The organism is Soonwooa sp. T0.1_25, from assembly GCF_057652215.1.
Map to the genome: position 1 here is coordinate 43933 of NZ_JBYFBZ010000003.1, position 18490 is coordinate 62422.

The window sequence follows — 18490 nt, forward strand, 5'->3', positions numbered from 1 at the left end:
TTTTTCAAAGTTTTTTCAATTTAACGATAAAAAACTATGGATTTAATAAAAGCAATAATCATCGCTATTGTTGAAGGTTTAACCGAATATTTGCCAATATCTTCAACGGCACACATGGGATTCGCTGCCAACCTTATGGGGATGGAAGAAACCGAATTTCTAAAAATGTTCCAAGTGTCGATTCAGTTTGGGGCAATTTTGTCTGTGGTTGTCGCCTATTGGAAAAAGTTTTTTGATTTTAATAATCTTAAATTCTATTTTAAACTAGGTTTTGCGGTTATTCCAGCCTTATTTTTAGGTTATTTATTCGATGATAAAATTGAAGCTGTTCTTGGTAACCAAATAGCAATTTCATCGGTTTTGGTTTTGGGCGGTGTTATTTTATTGTTTGCTGATAGTTGGTTCAAGAATCCCAAAATCGATGACGAAAAAGGCATTTCTATCAAGAAAGCTGTTACCATCGGCTTTTGGCAGTGTCTTGCGATGATGCCTGGGACGAGTCGAAGTGCCGCGTCTATTATTGGTGGTATGACGCAAGGTTTAACACGAAAAGCGGCGGCTGAATTTTCATTTTTCTTGGCGGTTCCTACGATGTTGGCGGTGACCGTTTATTCAGTTTTTGTAAAAACGTGGGGTAAAGAAACGGCAACACCTATGAAAGGTTATGAGATGATTATGGAATCTCAAAATCATATTATCGCTTTCATTGTTGGTAATATCGTGGCTTTTATTGTGGCACTTATCGCTATCAAATCTTTCATCGGCTTGCTTAACAAATACGGTTTCAAACCGTGGGGTTGGTATAGGATTTTTGTCGGTGTTGCTTTGTTGATTTACTTCCAATGGTTTAATAAATAGAATTATTTGGACAGCTTTTCCGCCTAAGCTTGTACTGAGTGAAGTCGAAGTGCTCTCACTTTTTTGTTTTCTAAAAAAAACAAAAATATCTCCGCTCAAATCGAGGAAGTAGATTCATCGAATCAAAAAAAAAACGGAAGAAATGATATAAGTCAGGCTGCCGATTCTAAGCAGTAGAAAAATTCTACTTTTTAGGATTTAGAAATTAAGATTTACGAATTAGGATTTACGATTTACTAATTAACTTTGCTTAAACATTAAACCCAAAACTAAAAACTAAAAACCAAAAACTGTCAACCATCAACTAAACACAATTTTGTGACGTCAGAACAATTACAATCAGGATATATATTTTTAGTGGACAAACCTTTGGATTGGACTTCTTTTCAAGCGGTTAACAAACTAAAATACAAACTAAAAAGAGAATATAAAGAACTTCCTAAGAAATTCAAAATTGGTCATGCTGGGACTTTGGATCCACGCGCAACTGGACTTTTGATTGTTTGTACAGGGAAGTTTACGAAAAGAATTCCCGAAATTCAAGATGCACCAAAAGAATATTGGGCAGAAGTGAAAATTGGTGTTCAGACAGAATCTTATGATACTGAAAAACCCGAAATTCTACATCAGGATTTTTCACATATTACAGAAGAAGATATTCATAAAACATTAGAAAAATTTGTTGGCGAAATCGATCAAAAACCACCTGTTTTCTCAGCTTTAAAAATCGATGGCGAACGTGCGTACAACCTAGCACGCGCTGGTGAAGAAGTCGAAATGAAATCCCGAAAAACGACCATTCATTATATTAATGATATTAAAATTGATGGCGCTATGGTTAGCTTTATCGTTGGTTGTAGCAAAGGGACTTACATCCGAAGTTTGGCACATGATATTGGTCAAAATTTGGGAGTCGGTGCATATCTCACGCAATTGCGTCGTACCAAAATCGGCGATTACAGCTTAGAAAATGCTTCTACGAAATTTCTTGATAACGACTATCATTTTGAAGATTTGTAAATGAAAAAATATTTATTTTTTTTGTTGCTGGTATTTTCACGTTTTGTTTTTTCGCAAGATTATCCGCCAAGGAAGAAATTAGGATTTTTTACAACTTTGGATGCTTGTGTTGGTTTCGATTTGGCTTCCATTATTAAAAATAGTCAAGCCAAAACAGATTACGAACTGAGGCAAGTTCCGCCAGGGAAATATAATTACGGATTTTCTTCGCAAGTTGGTTATCAGCCGATAAGTTGGTTTGCTTTGGCAGGAGGTTTACGTTACAGTTACATCGATCCCAATTATCATTTGTTGTATATTACAATTCAGCCTTACTTTTTTGTAAATGATATAACGGATGATGATTTCTTTTTTATAAGTGCAAAATATGGTAATAAAATCAATCAAACGGCTGCGAAGAATGCAGGATTTATTGGTTTAAGTTTAGGAAAAATAGAACCAATGACTAATAATCTAGGACAATATTTTTCGGTTAATTTGGAGGATCAAGTTTTGGATGGCGAAGGTACTTTCTTTGTAGGTTTAACTTATGGTTTGATTTTGTTTTCGAATAAAAGATATTAAAATGGAAAAAACGCGTATTAATAAATATTTGTCAGAAGTTGGATATTGCTCGCGAAGAGCTGCTGATAAGCTTTTGGAAGAAGGACGAATTACAATAAATGGTGTAAAACCAGAATTGGGAACTAAAGTTTCTGACGAAGACGAAATTTGTGTGGATGGTGTTTCAATCAGGAAAACTGAAGAAGAACATGTCTACATCGCTTTTAATAAACCTGTCGGCATTGTTTGTACTACAGATACAAAGCGCGAAAAAGACAACATTATCGACTACATCCAACATCCAAAACGTGTTTTCCCAATTGGTCGTTTGGACAAACCTAGTGAAGGTTTAATTTTATTGACTTCTGATGGCGATATTGTTAACAAGATCCTTCGTTCTAAAAACAACCACGGGAAAGAATATATTGTCCGAGTGGACAAGCCAATTACGCCTGTTTTCTTAAATAAAATGAGAAATGGTGTACCTATTTTGGACACAGTGACTAAAAAATGTGAGGTGGAACAAATCGATACCATGAGTTTTAGAATCGTGTTGACACAAGGTCTTAACCGCCAAATTCGTCGTATGTGCGAGTATCTTGGTTACGATGTTAAAAAGTTAAAACGTATTCGAGTTCTTAATATCAAGCTTGATCTTCCGATTGGCAAATGGCGAGATCTTACAAAAGAAGAATTATCAGAACTTAATCAACTTCTAGAAGGTTCTTCCAAAACATTTGATTAATTTTTTTATGAATTATGAATTATGAATTATGAATTATGAATTATGAATTATGAATTATGAATTATGAATTAAGTTTGCCTTAAACCTTATTAAACCATCAACCAAGACCTATTTCGTGTACCAACGCATTCTCGTTTCGTATTCTGGTTTTAGTTTTAAAAATTTCCAGATTTTTTCATCATTTGGATATGTTGTTCGGTAGAAGATAATTTTGTCCGCTGAGTATTTGAAGTAAGGATGATTTTTCAACCATTCTTCAGGCGCTTCAACCAAAGTATATTTTTGCACATCGTCTGTTGAAAATTTACAAGTGTTTATCAACTTTTGCATGAGGTCTTTGTCAATATTATAAGTGTCAAGCATCTGTTGTGTGTTCATAAATCCGCCAAGTTTTTTGCGAAAACCAATAAAACTTCCTGCTGCTTTTTCATCAAAACCAAATTCAATTAGCTGTTTAAATGTAATTTTATTTAAGTCTAATTTCGAAAAGTCGGTTTCTTGTTTTGCAATGATTTTTTCAGAATTTGTTGTTTTAAAATTATTAGGATTGAGAATAATATGAGCTTTTAAGTCATTGAATTTCTCCTCAGAAATCACAAAACACGACTTAAAATCTTCTAAACTTCGAAAACTTCCTTTAAGGTTTTTATCGCGATAATTAACGATAACTTGCGCTTGTTTATCACTAAAACCAAGCTTTTTCCAATCGTCAATTTCTAAAAGATTTGGATCAAAATTTTTGTATTTAATTTCTTTTTTAGTTTTAGCAAAAGCTTTGAAATTGTCAGGCGTTTTTTCAGGAAGAAGTAAATAAGGTTTCATTTGAGAAAACTGTTCATCATTAATGATAAAACAATCTTTTAATTTTTCTTTTGACACAAAACTTCCGCCGAGATAGTTTTTATATTTTAAAATCGCTGCTGCTTGCTTTTCCGAAAATCCCATATTTTGCCAATCTTGTTGCGAGAGTTTATCAGGATTGAACTTCCCATTTATGTTTAAATTTTTTGCAATTTTTGAGTGGCTAGACTTTTCTGTCGATTCTTTATTTTCCAACAAAATAAATGCTTCAAGCTCTTTGAATTTTTCGTCCGAGATAGCATAACATTTTTTTAGTTGCTCTTTCGAAATAAAATTTCCACCAACCAAATCTTTGTATTTCAGAATGGTTGAAGCTTGCTTTTCCGAAAACCCCAAATCTTGCCAATCCTCGATGTGTAAATCATTCGGGTTAAACGGCGTTATTGATTTTTGTATCTTCTCGGTTGGCGCAAAAGTCAGATTTTCAATGTTTTCTGAGGATTTAGAAAATTGATTTTTGTAAAAATGGAATGTAATTTGAAGGCTTAAAAGAAACAAACTACTTATTAATAAAGCAATTATTTGTTTCCGTCTTATTTGATAGGAAAATTGCGTTTTCATGATGTTAGTATTTATTGTTAAAATTACAATATTTATAGAATATATTTCACTTGTTTTCTTTTTTAATTAAGATTAAATTTAATTACGAATACTTTACTGAAATGCTCGTAATGATTTAAAATAAAATTTACAAACACCAAAAAATAAAAAATTATGAAAAAGTTATTATTTGTCCTTGCTTCTCTTGCACTTGTTGCTTGTAAAGAGGCGAAAAAAGAGGAGTTGGTGGAAAGTACATCAAATTCTGAGGTTACAAAATCTGAAGAGAAAGCTCCTGATGATACCGCAACACCAAAAGCTGAAGCGCCTGTTGCATTAAGTACAAAATCTTTAAATGGTGAGGTAATTTCTGTAACGAAAGCTAAAGTTGTTGGTAAAGTTTTATATGTCGAATTAATTGCTAAGGCAGAAAAAGAAGGTGATGAGCATACTCCTCTTCACGTAATCAATATTCGCGAGATTAATTACGTGGACGATGCAGAAGCAAAAAAGCATGATGTTCTAAAAGATGATGAAGGAAATTATCAAGCATCGCCTTTACAATCTTCAGGTTCTGGCAGAATACAGTTCTCAACAAGTTATAAGAAAAATGCTGTTTTAGTTAGTTTAAAATTTGCACCACCACCAGAAACAAGCAAAACGATTACGTTAAATATTCCAGATTTTGGTTCGTTTGACTCAATCCCAATAACACGATAGTCATGAGGTTTTCATATATATTAGCAATGTCTACTTTAGGTTTTATAGCTTGTACTAAAACTGAAAAAACAACAGTTGTTATCAAATCAGATTCTGTTCAACAAAATGTTTTGTCGGAAAACCAAAGCGAAATTGTTGGCGATACAAAACCTACGGCTACAACGGAATCTTCTGATAATGGAGGAAGTAGTTTGACGGGAAGTGTTAGCAACCTTAATATTAAAATTAATTTGTCTGCTGATCAATTATTTGATTTTGATAAAGCGGTTCTAAAACCTGAAGCTGACGCAGAATTGCAAAAAGCATTTGACGATATCAACGGAAAAACAGAGGCTAATGTTTTGGTTCTTGGATATACCGATGCAAAAGGCTCTGATAGTTATAACAAAAGATTATCGGATCAGCGTGCGATGGCTGTTAAAAAATGGTTAGAAGATAAAGGCCTAAAAAATCAAATTTTAACGGACGGAAAAGGTGCAAAAGATCCAATAGCACCTAATACGAATCCCGATGGGTCGGATAATCCTGAGGGACGAGCAAAAAATAGACGGGTAGAAATAAAAGTAACCACACAGAAATCTATTTAATTTTTAAACAAAAATGCTAACCACAAGGCTAGCATTTTTTTTATTCCGGAATCGTATCTAAGGATTTTTTTAACTTTCTAAGTTCAGCTTTTACAAATTCTAGTCTCTCAATTATAGAAACAGTTTCAGAAATTTTGGTATTCGTTGTTAATGCAATCCGCGCTCCGTCCAACGTATATCCTTTTTCTTTCACCAAATGGTAAATCATCTTTAAATTTTTAATGTCTTCTGGTGTAAAATATCGGTTCCCTTTTTTATTCTTTTTAGGTTTAATAATCGGGAATTCTTGCTCCCAATATCTTATTAAAGAAGTATTTACGTCAAATGCTTTTGCAACTTCGCCTATTGAATAATAAAGTTTGTCCGGTAAATTAATTTTCATGAAAAATGTAAATAAGCACAAAATTAGTGAAATTACTGTAATGAAAGCTTGTTGTAGAAGTAAATCTTATCTTTGAGGGAAATAAAAATTTATGAAAGTAAAAAGTTTATTAGCTCTGGGAGTTTCTTTCGCTTCTGTGGGATTAATGGCGCAAACTGGCGGAATTAGCATTTCTTTGCACGATCAATTCGATAACAAACCACTTTCCGGAAAAGTAAGAGATGTAAAGACCGACCGCGTGTACGAAGGTGTTGGAAGCATCTCTATCGATTCTTTACACGCTAAAAATTATACTTTCGAAATTATTGCAGACGATTATCAAAAGTCTTATTTGTATGATATAGACATTGTTCCGAACCAAAAATTAAGTTATTCTGTAGGTTTAACAAAGCTGCAAGCTAGCGAAACTAATATTGCTGAAGTCGTGCTTAGCAAAAGAAAATACAAAACCACGCCCGAAAGTCCAGTTTCTCTGCGTTCTATTACCAGCGAAGAAATTCAGAAAAATGCAGGTTCTAATCGAGATGTTTCTAGAGCTCTTTTGTCGCTTCCAGGTGTTGCTACAACCACAAGTTTCAGAAATGATCTACTGATTCGTGGAGGTTCTTCCATGGAAAATAAATATTACATCGATGGCATTGAAGTTCCTACCATTAATCATTTTCAAACGCAAGGTGCTTCTGGTGGGCCACGCGGCATTATCACCGTTGATTTTTTGAAAGATGTTGATTTTTACAGTGGCGCTTTTCCGGCGAAAAGAAATGGCGTACTTTCTTCTTTATTTGAATTTAATTTTCGAGAAGCAAGAAAGGATAAATTAGGCTACAAATTTGTTTTGGGAATAGATGATATGCAGCTGATGGCGGATGGCCCTTTGAGTAAAGATCAATCTTGGACAGGATTGTTTTCTGCGCGTCGCTCCAATCTTCAGATGATGTTTAAATCGATTGGCTTGCCGTTTTTACCTTCATATTATGACGCACAGTTTAAGGTATCAAAAAAATATAAATCTGGTGATGAATTGTATTTTTTAGGAATTGGAGCTATTGATGATTTTAAACTTAACTTTAATGCAAAGAAAACACCTGAAAATGACGCTTTGCTGGATAGACTTCCTATTTCTCCGCAAAGAAATTATACGTTAGGCGTTGGTTACCGTCATCTTGCACAAAATGGAAATTGGCTTTTTACGCTCAGTCGAAATTGGCTTGATAATAAAGCTACAAAATATTTTAAAAACATTGAAGAACCTCAAAATTTAATCCTTGATTATCATTCTAAAGAGTTGGAACACAAACTAAGAATCGACAGAAATTGGACGATGGGAAGTTTTAAATGGAGTGCGGGTGCCAATCTTGGATTTTTAAATTATTACAACCATTCTGTCAACCGCTATATTTCTCAAAATAGCATTAATAACGACGCTTACGAAACCGACCTTAATTTTATGCAATACGGCTTCTATGCGCAAACTGCCAATAAATTTTTCGATAATAAATTGAGTGTTTCGGCAGGAATTCGGCTAGATGCAGCTTCCTACTCAAAATTAACAAGCAATCCTTTGGATCAATTTTCACCAAGAATTGCTTTCAATTATAAAATTGATGAACATTGGGGAGTGAGCTTTAATACCGGGATTTACTATCAATTACCACCGTTTACCGCTTTAGGATTTACAATTAATAATTCTTACGTCAATAAAGATGATTTAAAGTACATTAAAAACCATCAGTTTGTTGTTGGGACAGAATATAACGGCGATCAAAATTTACGAATCACGCTGGAAGGATATTACAAAAAATACAGTCAGTATCCTTTTTCATTGAGAAATCAAGTCAGTCTAGCCAATCTAGGAGCTTCGGGAAGTGCTGTTGGTCTCGAACCTTTGGATTCGCGTTCAAAAGGTGAAGCTTATGGACTTGAGTTGCTAGCTCAAAAACGTACAGATAACGATTTTTACGGAATTTTCGCTTATACATTTGGGTATTCTAGATTTAATGACAAAAATGGCAAAATGCTAGCTTCATCTTGGGATGCAAGACATATTGCGTCTTTAACAGCTGGCAAATATTTTGGTAGAAATTGGAACCTAAGCGCCCGTTTCAGAATGCAAAGCGGTTTTCCAGAAACACCATATGATACTTCTAGATCCAGCATGGTAAGTATTTGGAATGTTGCGAACGGACCAGTGTATGATTACAACTTACTCAACACCGGAAGAGGTCGTTTGGTTCATCAATTAGATGTTCGTGCAGAGAAAAAATGGATTTTCAAGAAATGGCAAATTACTGGTTATGTAGATGTTGTAAATCTTTACGGATCCCAAAGTCCTAGTAATTTACCCGTCATCAACATCGAAAGAGATGGCAACGGTAACGGAATTGTGAGCAATCCTTCGGCGCCAATTCAGGATCAAACTTATCAATTAACTTACGAAAAGCAAGACAGACAGCACGTTTTGCCTTATATGGGAATTATTGTCGAGTTTTAATTTTAAAATAAGATTGAAATTTTTATTCAAAATAAAAAGCCAATAGCAAAGAACTATTGGCTTTTTTAATGAGAAATTAATAAGCAATTTCCATTTTTATTTTTTTGCCTTTGAGTTTTTCATTGGCTAATTTTTTAATCACGTCCTTTATCTTCTTTCGAGAAATCGCGACGTAGGAGGTTGTATCTTTAACTTCGATTAGCCCAACGTCATCTTTTTCTAATTCACCTTTCTTCATCAAATATCCGACGATATCTACTTTGTTGATTTTATCCTTTTTTCCTGCGCTGATGTACAAGGTTTCAAAAGGTGTAGGTGCCGGAATTCTAGTTTCGTCATTCACATTAACAACAGGAATATCGTTTTCTAAAAAAGGAAAATTATCACCTTCTTTCATGATTAGATAAGCGAAGCCTTTCGTATTCATACGTGCTGTTCGGCCATTTCTGTGGATAAACGCGTCTTCTTTTGCAGGAAGTTGATAATGAACAATCGATTCCACTTCAGGAATATCTAAGCCACGCGCCGCCAAATCGGTTGTAATTAAAATTCTCGCCGAATCGTTTCTAAACTTTAATAAAGAGCGCTCGCGTTCGTCTTGTTCCATTCCGCCGTGGAAGGTTTCTCGTTCGATGCCTTTTTCTTTTAAAAGTTCCGAAATTCTATCGACAGCTTCACGGTGATTACAGAAAATCAAGGTTCTTTTGTTCCCAATTTTACAAATTAAATGGAAAAGCGTATCCAATTTCTCTTCGGCCGTTGTCATCACTTTTTTGAAGTGAATATCAGGTTTCACTTCACCCAATTTCAAAAAGTCGATGTATTTTTCGCCTTGTAAACCTGTAAATTCAGGAATTTCTTCCATGGCTGTTGCAGAAGTCAGAATTCTTTGTTTTAAATTTTCTAAAGATTCAATAATAAAGCTCATTTCCTCCTGAAAACCAAATTCTAATGACTTATCGAACTCATCCAAAACTAAAGTAGAAATTGTTGAAGGGTCAAAATTTTCCATTTTTAGATGATCTACAACACGTCCTGGCGTCCCTATTAATAGAGCAGGCGCTTCAATTAAATTGTTGGCTTCAATCTTTTTGTCGTGACCGCCGTAGCAAACTGTTACTTTAAAATCGGTTTTCATAGATTTGAAAACCTGCTCAATTTGCAAAGCCAATTCTCGTGCAGGAACCAACACCAAAGCTTGAACACCTTTTTTACCAGTTTTTAAATTTCGTAGAACAGGTAACAGAAAAGCCAAAGTTTTCCCTGAACCGGTAGGAGAGAGTAAGACAATGTCTTGGTTGTTTTCGGCAGCTTTATAAGTAGATTTTTGCATTTGATTCAGTTCCCGAATCTGCAAATTTTTAAGAATAATTTCTGTATTCATGTTGCAAAGGTAACAGAATTTTTCTTGGAATTGTTTTTCGATGAAACAAAGATGTTGTTTGAAAGTCTTTAATAAAATTCAAGTTTACAAAACCATCAAAATCTAGATCCGGGGGCTATTTGGATTTCTTAATCCGTCTGTATAATAGGTAACTTGTTCAATGTTATTTATAGAAAAAAGTAGTAATTTATTAATATAAAAATGAAAAAATGTACCCATTATTTTTTGTATTAATCCATTGTATTAATTGGGTTTGTTCATTTAGATGATTTGATTTTTTAGAGGTATTATTTCATTCTGAGGAGGTAGATCATAAAAATAGGAAGTCTAGATTTAAAAAATAAGTAATAAAGAATTTGTAAAATAATCCTAATTCAAATAAAATTTGTATTTTTGCACCACTTTTTATGGAATGATTTCAGCGGGGTAAATGATTATAAATTAACATCTTCCGAATTTCTTTAGTCCATTTTAGCTGAAACTAAAAAGAAATAGGAATACAAATTAAAATTAGAATTATGTCAAAAGAGACAAATTCAGCAGAGGTTTTATTAAACCAAAACGTAGCACCAGAACAATTTGATTGGGATTCATTCGAATCAGGTCTTAACGCAGAAGACAGATCTGAGAAGAAAGAATTAGAAGAAATCTACAATGGTTCTCTTAACGATCTTGCAGAAAACGACGTTATCGTTGGTAAAGTTGTAAGATTAACAGATAAAGAAGCTATCGTTGATATCAACTTCAAATCAGAAGGTGTTATTTCTCTTAACGAATTCCGTTACAACTCAGGCCTTAAAGTAGGTGACGAGGTTGAAGTAATGGTTGACAAAAGAGAAGACAAAACAGGACAATTACAATTATCTCACAGAAAAGCTAGAACGCTTAAAGCTTGGGATAAAGTTAATGAGCTTCACGAAACTGGAGAAATCGTTAATGGTTTTGTTAAGTCAAGAACTAAAGGTGGTATGATCGTTGACGTACACGGTATCGAAGCATTCTTACCAGGTTCTCAAATAGATGTTAAGCCAATCAAAGATTATGATCAATACGTTGGTAAAACAATGGAATTCAAAGTTGTTAAAATCAACCCTGAGTTCAAAAACGTTGTTGTATCTCACAAAGCGCTTATCGAAGCTGATATCGAAGGACAGAAAAAAGAAATTATCGCTCAACTTGAAAAAGGTCAAGTTCTTGAAGGTACAGTTAAGAATATTACTTCTTACGGTGTATTTATCGATCTTGGAGGTGTTGATGGACTTATCCACATCACTGACCTTTCTTGGTCTAGAGTTAACCACCCATCAGAAATCCTTGAAGATGGACAAACAGTTAAAGTGGTTATCCTTGACTTCGACGATGAGAAAACAAGAATCCAATTGGGTATGAAGCAATTAGAAGCACACCCTTGGGATGCTCTAGATGCTAACCTAAAAGTTGGTGATAAAGTTAAAGGTAAAGTAGTTGTTCTTGCTGATTATGGTGCTTTCGTAGAAATCGCTCCAGGTGTAGAAGGACTTATCCACGTTTCTGAAATGTCTTGGTCAACTCACTTAAGATCTGCAGGTGACTTCGTGAAAGTTGGTGATGAGGTTGAAGCAGAAGTTTTAACTCTTGACAGAGAAGAAAGAAAAATCTCTTTAGGTATCAAACAATTATCTAAAGATCCTTGGGAAAATATCGAAACTAAATATCCAGTAGGTTCTAAGCATGTAGGAACTGTAAGAAACTTCACTAACTTTGGTGTATTCGTAGAGTTAGAAGAAGGTATCGACGGTCTTATCTACATCTCTGATCTTTCTTGGACTAAGAAAATCAAACATCCATCTGAGTTCTGCAACGTAGGAGATAAGTTAGATGTTGTTGTATTAGAATTAGATACTCAAGCTAGAAGACTTTCTTTAGGTCACAAACAACTTCAAGAAAATCCTTGGGATAAATTCGAAACTAAATATGCTGAAGGAACTGTACACACTGGTACTGCAGTAGAAGTTCATGATAAAGGAGCTTCTGTACAATTCGAAGATGCTGAAGTTGAAGCATTCTGCCCATCAAGATTATTAGAGAAGGAAGACGGATCTAAAATCAAGAAAGGAGAAACTGCTGAGTTCAAAGTAATCGAGTTCAACAAAGAATTCAAGAGAGTAGTTGTATCTCACACAGGTATCTTCAGAGATGAGGAGAAAAAAGCTGTAAGAGAATCTTCTAACAAAGCAGTTGCTGGATCTTCTAGCAATGAAGAAAAATCAACTCTTGGAGATATCGACGCTCTAGCAGAATTGAAAAAGAGAATGGAAGAAGGTAAATAATCCTTAATCCACTTTTAAATACTAAGCCGCTTCAGAAATGAAGCGGTTTTTTTGTGGGATGTTTTTAGGATTCAAAAAATAGGCGTAATTTTGTCGCCCTTTGTTTTTAAATATCAAAAAGACATTGGATTAAAAAGAAATTATGCAACAGAATAATGTTTTGAAAGGTGTGATCTTAGTAGGACTAGGAGCCAGCTTTTATGGGATGTTAGCCACTTTTGTTAAGTTGGCTTACAAAGAAGGATATACAACCGCCGAAGTAACAACTTCTCAATTTGTTTTAGGGATTTTAGGTATGCTATTGTTAAATCTTTATCAAGCTAAATTTTCAAAAAAAGCTTATCCAAGCATCACTGCAGTTGATAAAAAGAAGTTACTGCTTGCAGGGACTTCCATGGGATGTACCAGTTTGTTTTATTATCTAGCGGTACAATATATTAATGTTTCGGTGGCGATTGTGCTATTGATGCAGTCGGTTTGGATCAGCGTTGTAATCGAAGCTTTTATTAAAAAAGAATTACCAAGTCTTAGAAAAATGATTTCTGTCGCAATTGTACTTGCAGGGACACTTTTGGCAACCAACATTATCAATCAGGATATTGCAATGGATTGGCGAGGAATTATTTGGGGATTGTTAGCTGCATCGTCGTTTGCTACAACAATGTTTGCTGCCAATACGATTGCAACCTATGCTTCACCACTTCGTAAAACTTTATTCATGCTTTGCGGTGGAGGGATTATTGTAAGTTTGTTTTTATTCTTTGGACAGATTGGACCTTATTATTTTGATGGATTAAAAGCTTTTTATTTTAATTTTTCGGATAATCCCGCTAATATCCGAGCATTTGATTTTAGTATTTTTATTAAATATGGATTAATTCTATCTCTGTTTGGAACAATTTTACCACCAATTTTATTTAATTCTGGGTTTCCAAAAGCCGGTTTAGGATTGGGAAGTATTATCAGCTCTATGGAGTTGCCAGTTTCTGTTGCCATGGCGTTCATCCTTTTAAATGAAAAAGTAGAAGCCATCCAATGGTGCGGAATTGCAATGATACTATTTGCGATAGTCTTAATGAATCTACCGCAGAAAAAACTAAATTAATAAGCTTTTGCTTTAAATATTATGAAATTCGCTCGTTTTTACTTGCGAATTTTTTTGTTTCTAAAATTTTGATTATTCTTGCAATCCTAAATTTAAAATAATTTCATGAAAAAAGTTTTATGTTCTTTAGCAGTCGGGATTGCTGCTTTATCTTTTGGTCAAATTAACGATAACCAAGGTTTTGAAGTTGATAATGGAAACTATAGTAATGTTAGTTTTTTTAGAAGTAAAACAACACCAGTTTGTGAAGGCTCTTATGCTCTTATCCGTAGTTTTTGGAGCGGTGGAAAAGTTGGTTCTACGACTTTTTCATCATTTTCGTCTAATGGAGCTTCAATTACTGTCGATTTCAAATACAGAACTTACCTATTGGGTACTTCTGGGAAAGTAGAAGGAAGTATGAAAGTAGAATATTCTGCCGATGGTGGTACAACTTATAAGGAGATAGGCAATTTTACTTTGGATAAAGTGATGACTTGCACAACTTTTTCTTACCAAATTCCGCAAGGTGAGGTGCTTAAAAATGCGGGTTTCAAACTTCGTGTTTCTGGAGAGCAAGCTGGGACAGGGGATTTCTATTTAATACTTGATGATTTTAAAATTTCCCAAGGTACTTTAGCGGTTTCTGATGTTGCTAAAAATGATGTTAAAATATATCCCAATCCAGTCAAGAATATGTTAATCATTAAGTCTTCTTCCAAATTGACAGAGGCGAAAATTTCCGATTTCTCTGGTAGATTGATAAAAGCAGAAAGTTTGAAAGATAATAAAATCGACGTTTCTTCTATTAAAGCGGGAAGCTACATGATCACAGTAACCGACGAAAATTCTAAACAAACGACTTCTAAGTTCGTGAAGAATTAACACTAAATAAAAAGGCTGTCAATTGACAGCCTTTTTTTATTTGTTGAATTAAAGTTTATAATTTAATCCTATTTGTAATACATTGTTTTTAGAGTCTTTGTAAACCTTTCCTAGTGGACGGTCTGCTTTTCCGATTTCTGTAAAGCCTAAAGTGTATCTAATATTTAAACCAAGATTCTTAGAGAAATAAAATCCTGTTCCGATTCCTAATCCCATATTTATATTATTAAAATCTTCTTTAGCAGTTTTAGTAAAGTTAGATGTCGTCGAGTTACCGTTGCTATCTTTAACTTTTGTACTGGCATTTACTAAAAATCCAAATTCTGGTCCCGCCTCTATATGGAAATTAGGAACCGGTCGAAACTGAAACATTACTGGTATAGAAATATATCCCAAATTAGTACTATAAGAACCTTTATCTTTAGGATAGGTAACTTTTGATCCTAGATCATTATAGATAACTTCTGGTTGAATACTAAACGAATTGTAGAAAGGTATATTAAGAAAAACCCCAGCATGAAAGCCAATTTTTGACTTTGTGTCATCCAAATCTTTTTCTTTAGTTATTGATGATACGTTAAGTCCTCCTTTAAAACCAAATTGCTGTGCAAAACTTAACGAAGCTATCGTTGTCGCAATTCCTAAAAATAATTTCTTCATAATATAGAGTTAAAATACTTTCAAATAGATATTTGTTTAGTTATTGAATTATACTAAATGCTCTGCAATTTAACTATTTTATGTTACTCAATGATAGAAGGCTGATATTTTTCATAAAAAAAGGAAGCCCTCTTGGAGCTTCCTGTTATATTAAACTAATGTTTTTTAGAATTTATAATTCAATCCAACTTGGAACGTATTATTTCTGTTTTTGTTATCATCATTTTGCAATGATGTGTTACCATCTTTATTAATGTCTGTAAATCCAGCAACGTATCTAGCATTAACTCCGAAGTTTTCTGTAACGTTGAAACCAACACCTAAAGCTGCTCCCATGTTAAAGCTGTTATAGTTGTCTTTTGCATCGTAAGTATTAGAAGCTACAGTATTACCATTAACTTTGATATCTCCTTTTTGCTTTGCGTTAACTAGGAAACCAAATTCTGGTCCAGCTTCAATATAAAATTCTGGAGTCGCTTTGAATTGGAACATTACAGGTACTGTGATATAATCCAAATTTAACTTACCATCAATTGTTGTTGTATTCCCTAAAGCTGTGTAAGTTCTTTTAACCTCAGCACCTTGTTGGCTATATAAAACCTCTGGTTGGATGCTGAATTGTTCAGAAAGTGGTGCATTCATGAAAAGACCACCGTAAAATCCTACTTTTGATTTTGAGTCCTCAAACCCGTCTTTTGAAATTGATGAAATGTTAGCTCCCGCCTTGATACCGAATTGTTGTGCGAATGACATTGATCCTACTACAACTGCTAATCCTACAAATAACTTTTTCATAATATTAAATTTTTAAATTTCAATTTTAAATTTTGTTTTACGCCAAGAGTACTTTCAAATACTTTGCCAAAATCTTTATTTATTTCGAAATTTAATTTAATTATTCTTCATTATTTGTTAAAATTTTGAGTTTAAAATATTGATATTTAATGGGTTGTAATTTGTTTACAAAAATGTCAAAAACAGTCGAATTTTAGTTGAAAATGATCCCAAATTTTGACTAATTTTTTAGGTTTTTGTAAAAATCTAAGGCAGAAATTAGCTTAGATTCGCTAACTTTTTGATCAAAAACTCCAATTCCTATGCCTTCTATTAATGAAAAATTGATGTTGCCTTCCGTATTTTTCTTATCATTAAACATCAGCGCCAAAATATCTTCTTCTTTATATTGAGAAATATCAACGTAAGGGAAAAATCTCCGGATAGTATTAATGATTTCCAAACTCATCTCTTCAGTTATTAATTGATTTAGGTAAGATAAATGCGTCTCGATAATCATGCCCGAAGCTACAGCCTCACCATGAGGAAGTAATTGATGATTGGCGAGGTAAAGGCTTTCGATGGCGTGACCAACGGTGTGTCCGAAGTTTAGATTTTTACGAATATTTTGTTCTTTAAAATCTTTTTCGACAACGTCTTGTTTTATTTCTGTACTTTTAAGAATGTATGGTTCAAGACTGTTTTCGGACAGTTCTGTAATATTAATGAGATCTTCCCAATGTTTGGCATCTGCAATAAGACCATGTTTTAGCATTTCTGCAAAACCACTTCTGAGTTGGATAAAATCTAATGTTTTTAAAAATTTAGGATAAATGAAAACCTGCTCGCTTTCTGCAAAAGTGCCAATTATATTTTTTAAAAATTGATGATCGATTCCTGTTTTCCCACCAATGGAAGCATCGCACATTGCTAATAAGCTTGTCGGAATATTGATGAATTTAATTCCTCTTTTATAAGTCGACGCGACAAAACCGCCCATGTCAGTGATAACGCCGCCTCCAAGATTGATGACCAAAGCTTTTCTGTCAGCTTCAAACTCGGAAAGGATTTCCCAAAGTTGAATCGCAGTTCCGATATTTTTATGTTCTTCACCAGCTTCTATTTCGATAATCTCAAACGGAACATTGGTTTCCATATTGCCAAGCAAAGTAGGAAGGCAATATTCGTGGGTATTTTCATCAACCAAAATAAATATTTTGCTCGCCGAATTTTCTTTTAAAAATTGATTTAATCCCGAGAAATCATCGTCTAATAAAGTAATCATAAAATGCCTTTTTGCAAAAATATGAGAATTTTCAGCAAGAATAGGTTTTTAGAATGTATTATTTTTTGGTTTAATACAAGTTTTAATGCGTAGGAATGCTTAATTTTGAAGATTCAAATTTTATTCAAGATATGAGTATTTTTAATGATACTAAATTGGCCTTTGCAGATAAAACAGATGCACAACTTAAAAAGGCTTTTTGGATGTTCAAGGCGATCGAAAATCCAAGTTTGACAAGTGTGGGCGTTTCGATGCTTAACTTTGTGGTTAGAAATAATTTTCCTTTTGTTGATGGTATTGTGAAGCAAACTTTGTTCGAGCAATTTTGCGGTGGCGAGACGCGTGAGGAAAGTATGAAAGTTGTAAAAACTTTATTCAAACACAGGATAGGAAGTATTTTCGATTACTCTATCGAAGGAAAAGTTGATGAAGAGACTTTTGATGCTTTTTGTAAAGAAATTAAAGATATTGTTCGTTTTTCGGTTGGTAATCCGGCGATTCCGTTTGTGGTTTTCAAGCCGACCGCTTTTGGTCGAATCGACTTATATGAAGAAGTGGGTAAAGGCGCAGAGTTGACCACAAGTCAAAAAGCAGAGTGGGAGCGTGTTGTTAAGCGTTTTGATGATGTTTGTAAATTGTGTTACGAAAGCGACAAAAAAGTAATGGTTGATGCTGAGGAAACTTGGATGCAAGGTGCTGCAGATCAACTTTGCGAAGTTATGATGGAGAAGTACAATAAGGAAAAACCAATCGTTTGGAATACCATCCAAATGTACAGAACTGGTCGTTTAGAATATATGGCTGAGCATCTTGAAAGAGCGAAGGAAAAAGGCTACTTCATCGGTTATAAAATTGTTCGTGGCGCTTATATGGAGAAAGAAAGAGCGCGTGCTACGGAAAAAGGCTATCCAGATCCAATCCAGCCAAATAAAGAAGCATCGGACATTAATTACAATGCTGGTATCGACTTTATGATGAATAATCTTGATAGAGTTTCTGCGTTTTTTGGTACGCATAACGAAAAGTCAACTGAACTAATTATGGACAAAATGCAAGCTAAAGGTTTGGAGCACGACAATCCGCATGTATATTTTGGACAATTGTACGGGATGAGTGATAACATCAGTTATTATCTCGCGGACAAAGGTTATAATGTTGCGAAATATCTTCCTTATGGACCTGTGAAAGATGTGGTGCCATATTTGACAAGAAGAGCACAAGAAAATACGTCTGTTGCTGGACAAACTGGGCGTGAGCTTGGGCTTATCGAAAAAGAATTGAAACGTAGAAAACAAGTTTAAATTTTGTTTTAAACATAAATAAATCCTCATCAGTTTTGGTGGGGATTTTTTTGTTAAAATT

17 protein-coding genes are annotated in these 18490 nt (G+C 34.1%); 11 read left to right on the forward strand and 6 right to left on the reverse strand.

Annotated features, from left to right (window positions below; genetic code table 11):
• The first annotated feature begins 36 nt into the window (after positions 1-36).
• The 4 genes from AC23MB_RS05385 (at position 37) to rluF (ending at position 3166) form a co-directional block, all read left to right on the forward strand.
• On the forward strand, positions 37-858 hold the full coding sequence (locus AC23MB_RS05385; RefSeq protein WP_313030551.1) for an undecaprenyl-diphosphate phosphatase: 822 nt from the start codon (positions 37-39) through the stop codon (positions 856-858).
• 318 nt (positions 859-1176) lie between these two features.
• Complete coding sequence (gene truB, locus AC23MB_RS05390; RefSeq protein ID WP_312324564.1) at positions 1177-1878, forward strand: tRNA pseudouridine(55) synthase TruB; 702 nt, start codon at positions 1177-1179, stop codon at positions 1876-1878.
• Complete coding sequence (locus AC23MB_RS05395) at positions 1879-2442, forward strand: hypothetical protein (protein ID WP_487786706.1); 564 nt, start codon at positions 1879-1881, stop codon at positions 2440-2442.
• A gap of 1 nt (position 2443) precedes the next feature.
• Positions 2444-3166 (forward strand): 23S rRNA pseudouridine(2604) synthase RluF, encoded by a 723-nt coding sequence (gene rluF / locus AC23MB_RS05400; RefSeq protein WP_313030547.1) that lies wholly within the window; start codon positions 2444-2446, stop codon positions 3164-3166.
• Positions 3167-3274: 108 nt separating this feature from the next.
• On the opposite strand, the gene AC23MB_RS05405 is transcribed toward rluF, so the two are convergent.
• Positions 3275-4588 (reverse strand): helix-hairpin-helix domain-containing protein, encoded by a 1314-nt coding sequence (locus AC23MB_RS05405; RefSeq protein WP_487786707.1) that lies wholly within the window; start codon positions 4586-4588, stop codon positions 3275-3277.
• A gap of 153 nt (positions 4589-4741) precedes the next feature.
• On the opposite strand from AC23MB_RS05405, the gene AC23MB_RS05410 reads away from it, so the two are divergent.
• Complete coding sequence (locus AC23MB_RS05410; RefSeq protein WP_487786708.1) at positions 4742-5287, forward strand: hypothetical protein; 546 nt, start codon at positions 4742-4744, stop codon at positions 5285-5287.
• 2 nt (positions 5288-5289) lie between these two features.
• On the forward strand, positions 5290-5874 hold the full coding sequence (locus AC23MB_RS05415) for an OmpA family protein (RefSeq protein ID WP_487786709.1): 585 nt from the start codon (positions 5290-5292) through the stop codon (positions 5872-5874).
• Between the two features lie 40 nt (positions 5875-5914).
• Here AC23MB_RS05415 and AC23MB_RS05420 read toward each other — a convergent pair whose 3' ends face one another.
• Entirely contained in the window at positions 5915-6256 is a 342-nt protein-coding gene (locus AC23MB_RS05420) for a MerR family transcriptional regulator (RefSeq protein ID WP_487786710.1), read from the reverse strand.
• A gap of 91 nt (positions 6257-6347) precedes the next feature.
• Between AC23MB_RS05420 and AC23MB_RS05425 the strand changes: the two genes are divergently transcribed.
• Positions 6348-8747, forward strand: a complete 2400-nt coding sequence (locus tag AC23MB_RS05425; RefSeq protein WP_487786711.1) for a TonB-dependent receptor plug domain-containing protein — start codon at positions 6348-6350, stop codon at positions 8745-8747.
• 76 nt (positions 8748-8823) lie between these two features.
• Here AC23MB_RS05425 and AC23MB_RS05430 read toward each other — a convergent pair whose 3' ends face one another.
• Entirely contained in the window at positions 8824-10131 is a 1308-nt protein-coding gene (locus AC23MB_RS05430) for a DEAD/DEAH box helicase (RefSeq protein WP_487786712.1), read from the reverse strand.
• A 518-nt stretch (positions 10132-10649) separates the two neighbouring features.
• Here AC23MB_RS05430 and rpsA point away from each other — a divergent pair.
• The 3 genes from rpsA (at position 10650) to AC23MB_RS05445 (ending at position 14409) form a co-directional block, all read left to right on the forward strand.
• Positions 10650-12440: a 30S ribosomal protein S1 gene (gene rpsA, locus AC23MB_RS05435; protein WP_487786713.1), complete on the forward strand. Its 1791-nt coding sequence runs from the start codon at positions 10650-10652 to the stop codon at positions 12438-12440.
• A gap of 142 nt (positions 12441-12582) precedes the next feature.
• The gene (locus AC23MB_RS05440; RefSeq protein ID WP_312322937.1) at positions 12583-13545 is read left to right on the forward strand and encodes an EamA family transporter; all 963 of its coding nucleotides are present in this window, start codon (positions 12583-12585) and stop codon (positions 13543-13545) included.
• Between the two features lie 105 nt (positions 13546-13650).
• Complete coding sequence (locus AC23MB_RS05445; protein ID WP_312322936.1) at positions 13651-14409, forward strand: T9SS type A sorting domain-containing protein; 759 nt, start codon at positions 13651-13653, stop codon at positions 14407-14409.
• A gap of 48 nt (positions 14410-14457) precedes the next feature.
• On the opposite strand, the gene AC23MB_RS05450 is transcribed toward AC23MB_RS05445, so the two are convergent.
• The 3 genes from AC23MB_RS05450 to aroB all read right to left on the reverse strand — a co-directional run bounded on the left by AC23MB_RS05450 (position 14458) and on the right by aroB (position 17128).
• Complete coding sequence (locus AC23MB_RS05450; protein WP_312322935.1) at positions 14458-15069, reverse strand: porin family protein; 612 nt, start codon at positions 15067-15069, stop codon at positions 14458-14460.
• Between the two features lie 165 nt (positions 15070-15234).
• Complete coding sequence (locus tag AC23MB_RS05455; RefSeq protein ID WP_312322934.1) at positions 15235-15864, reverse strand: porin family protein; 630 nt, start codon at positions 15862-15864, stop codon at positions 15235-15237.
• A gap of 220 nt (positions 15865-16084) precedes the next feature.
• Complete coding sequence (gene aroB / locus AC23MB_RS05460) at positions 16085-17128, reverse strand: 3-dehydroquinate synthase (RefSeq protein ID WP_487786714.1); 1044 nt, start codon at positions 17126-17128, stop codon at positions 16085-16087.
• Positions 17129-17259: 131 nt separating this feature from the next.
• Between aroB and AC23MB_RS05465 the strand changes: the two genes are divergently transcribed.
• A complete protein-coding gene (locus AC23MB_RS05465) occupies positions 17260-18429 on the forward strand; it encodes a proline dehydrogenase family protein (RefSeq protein ID WP_487786715.1) in 1170 nt (389 codons plus the stop codon).
• Positions 18430-18490: the final 61 nt, after the last annotated feature.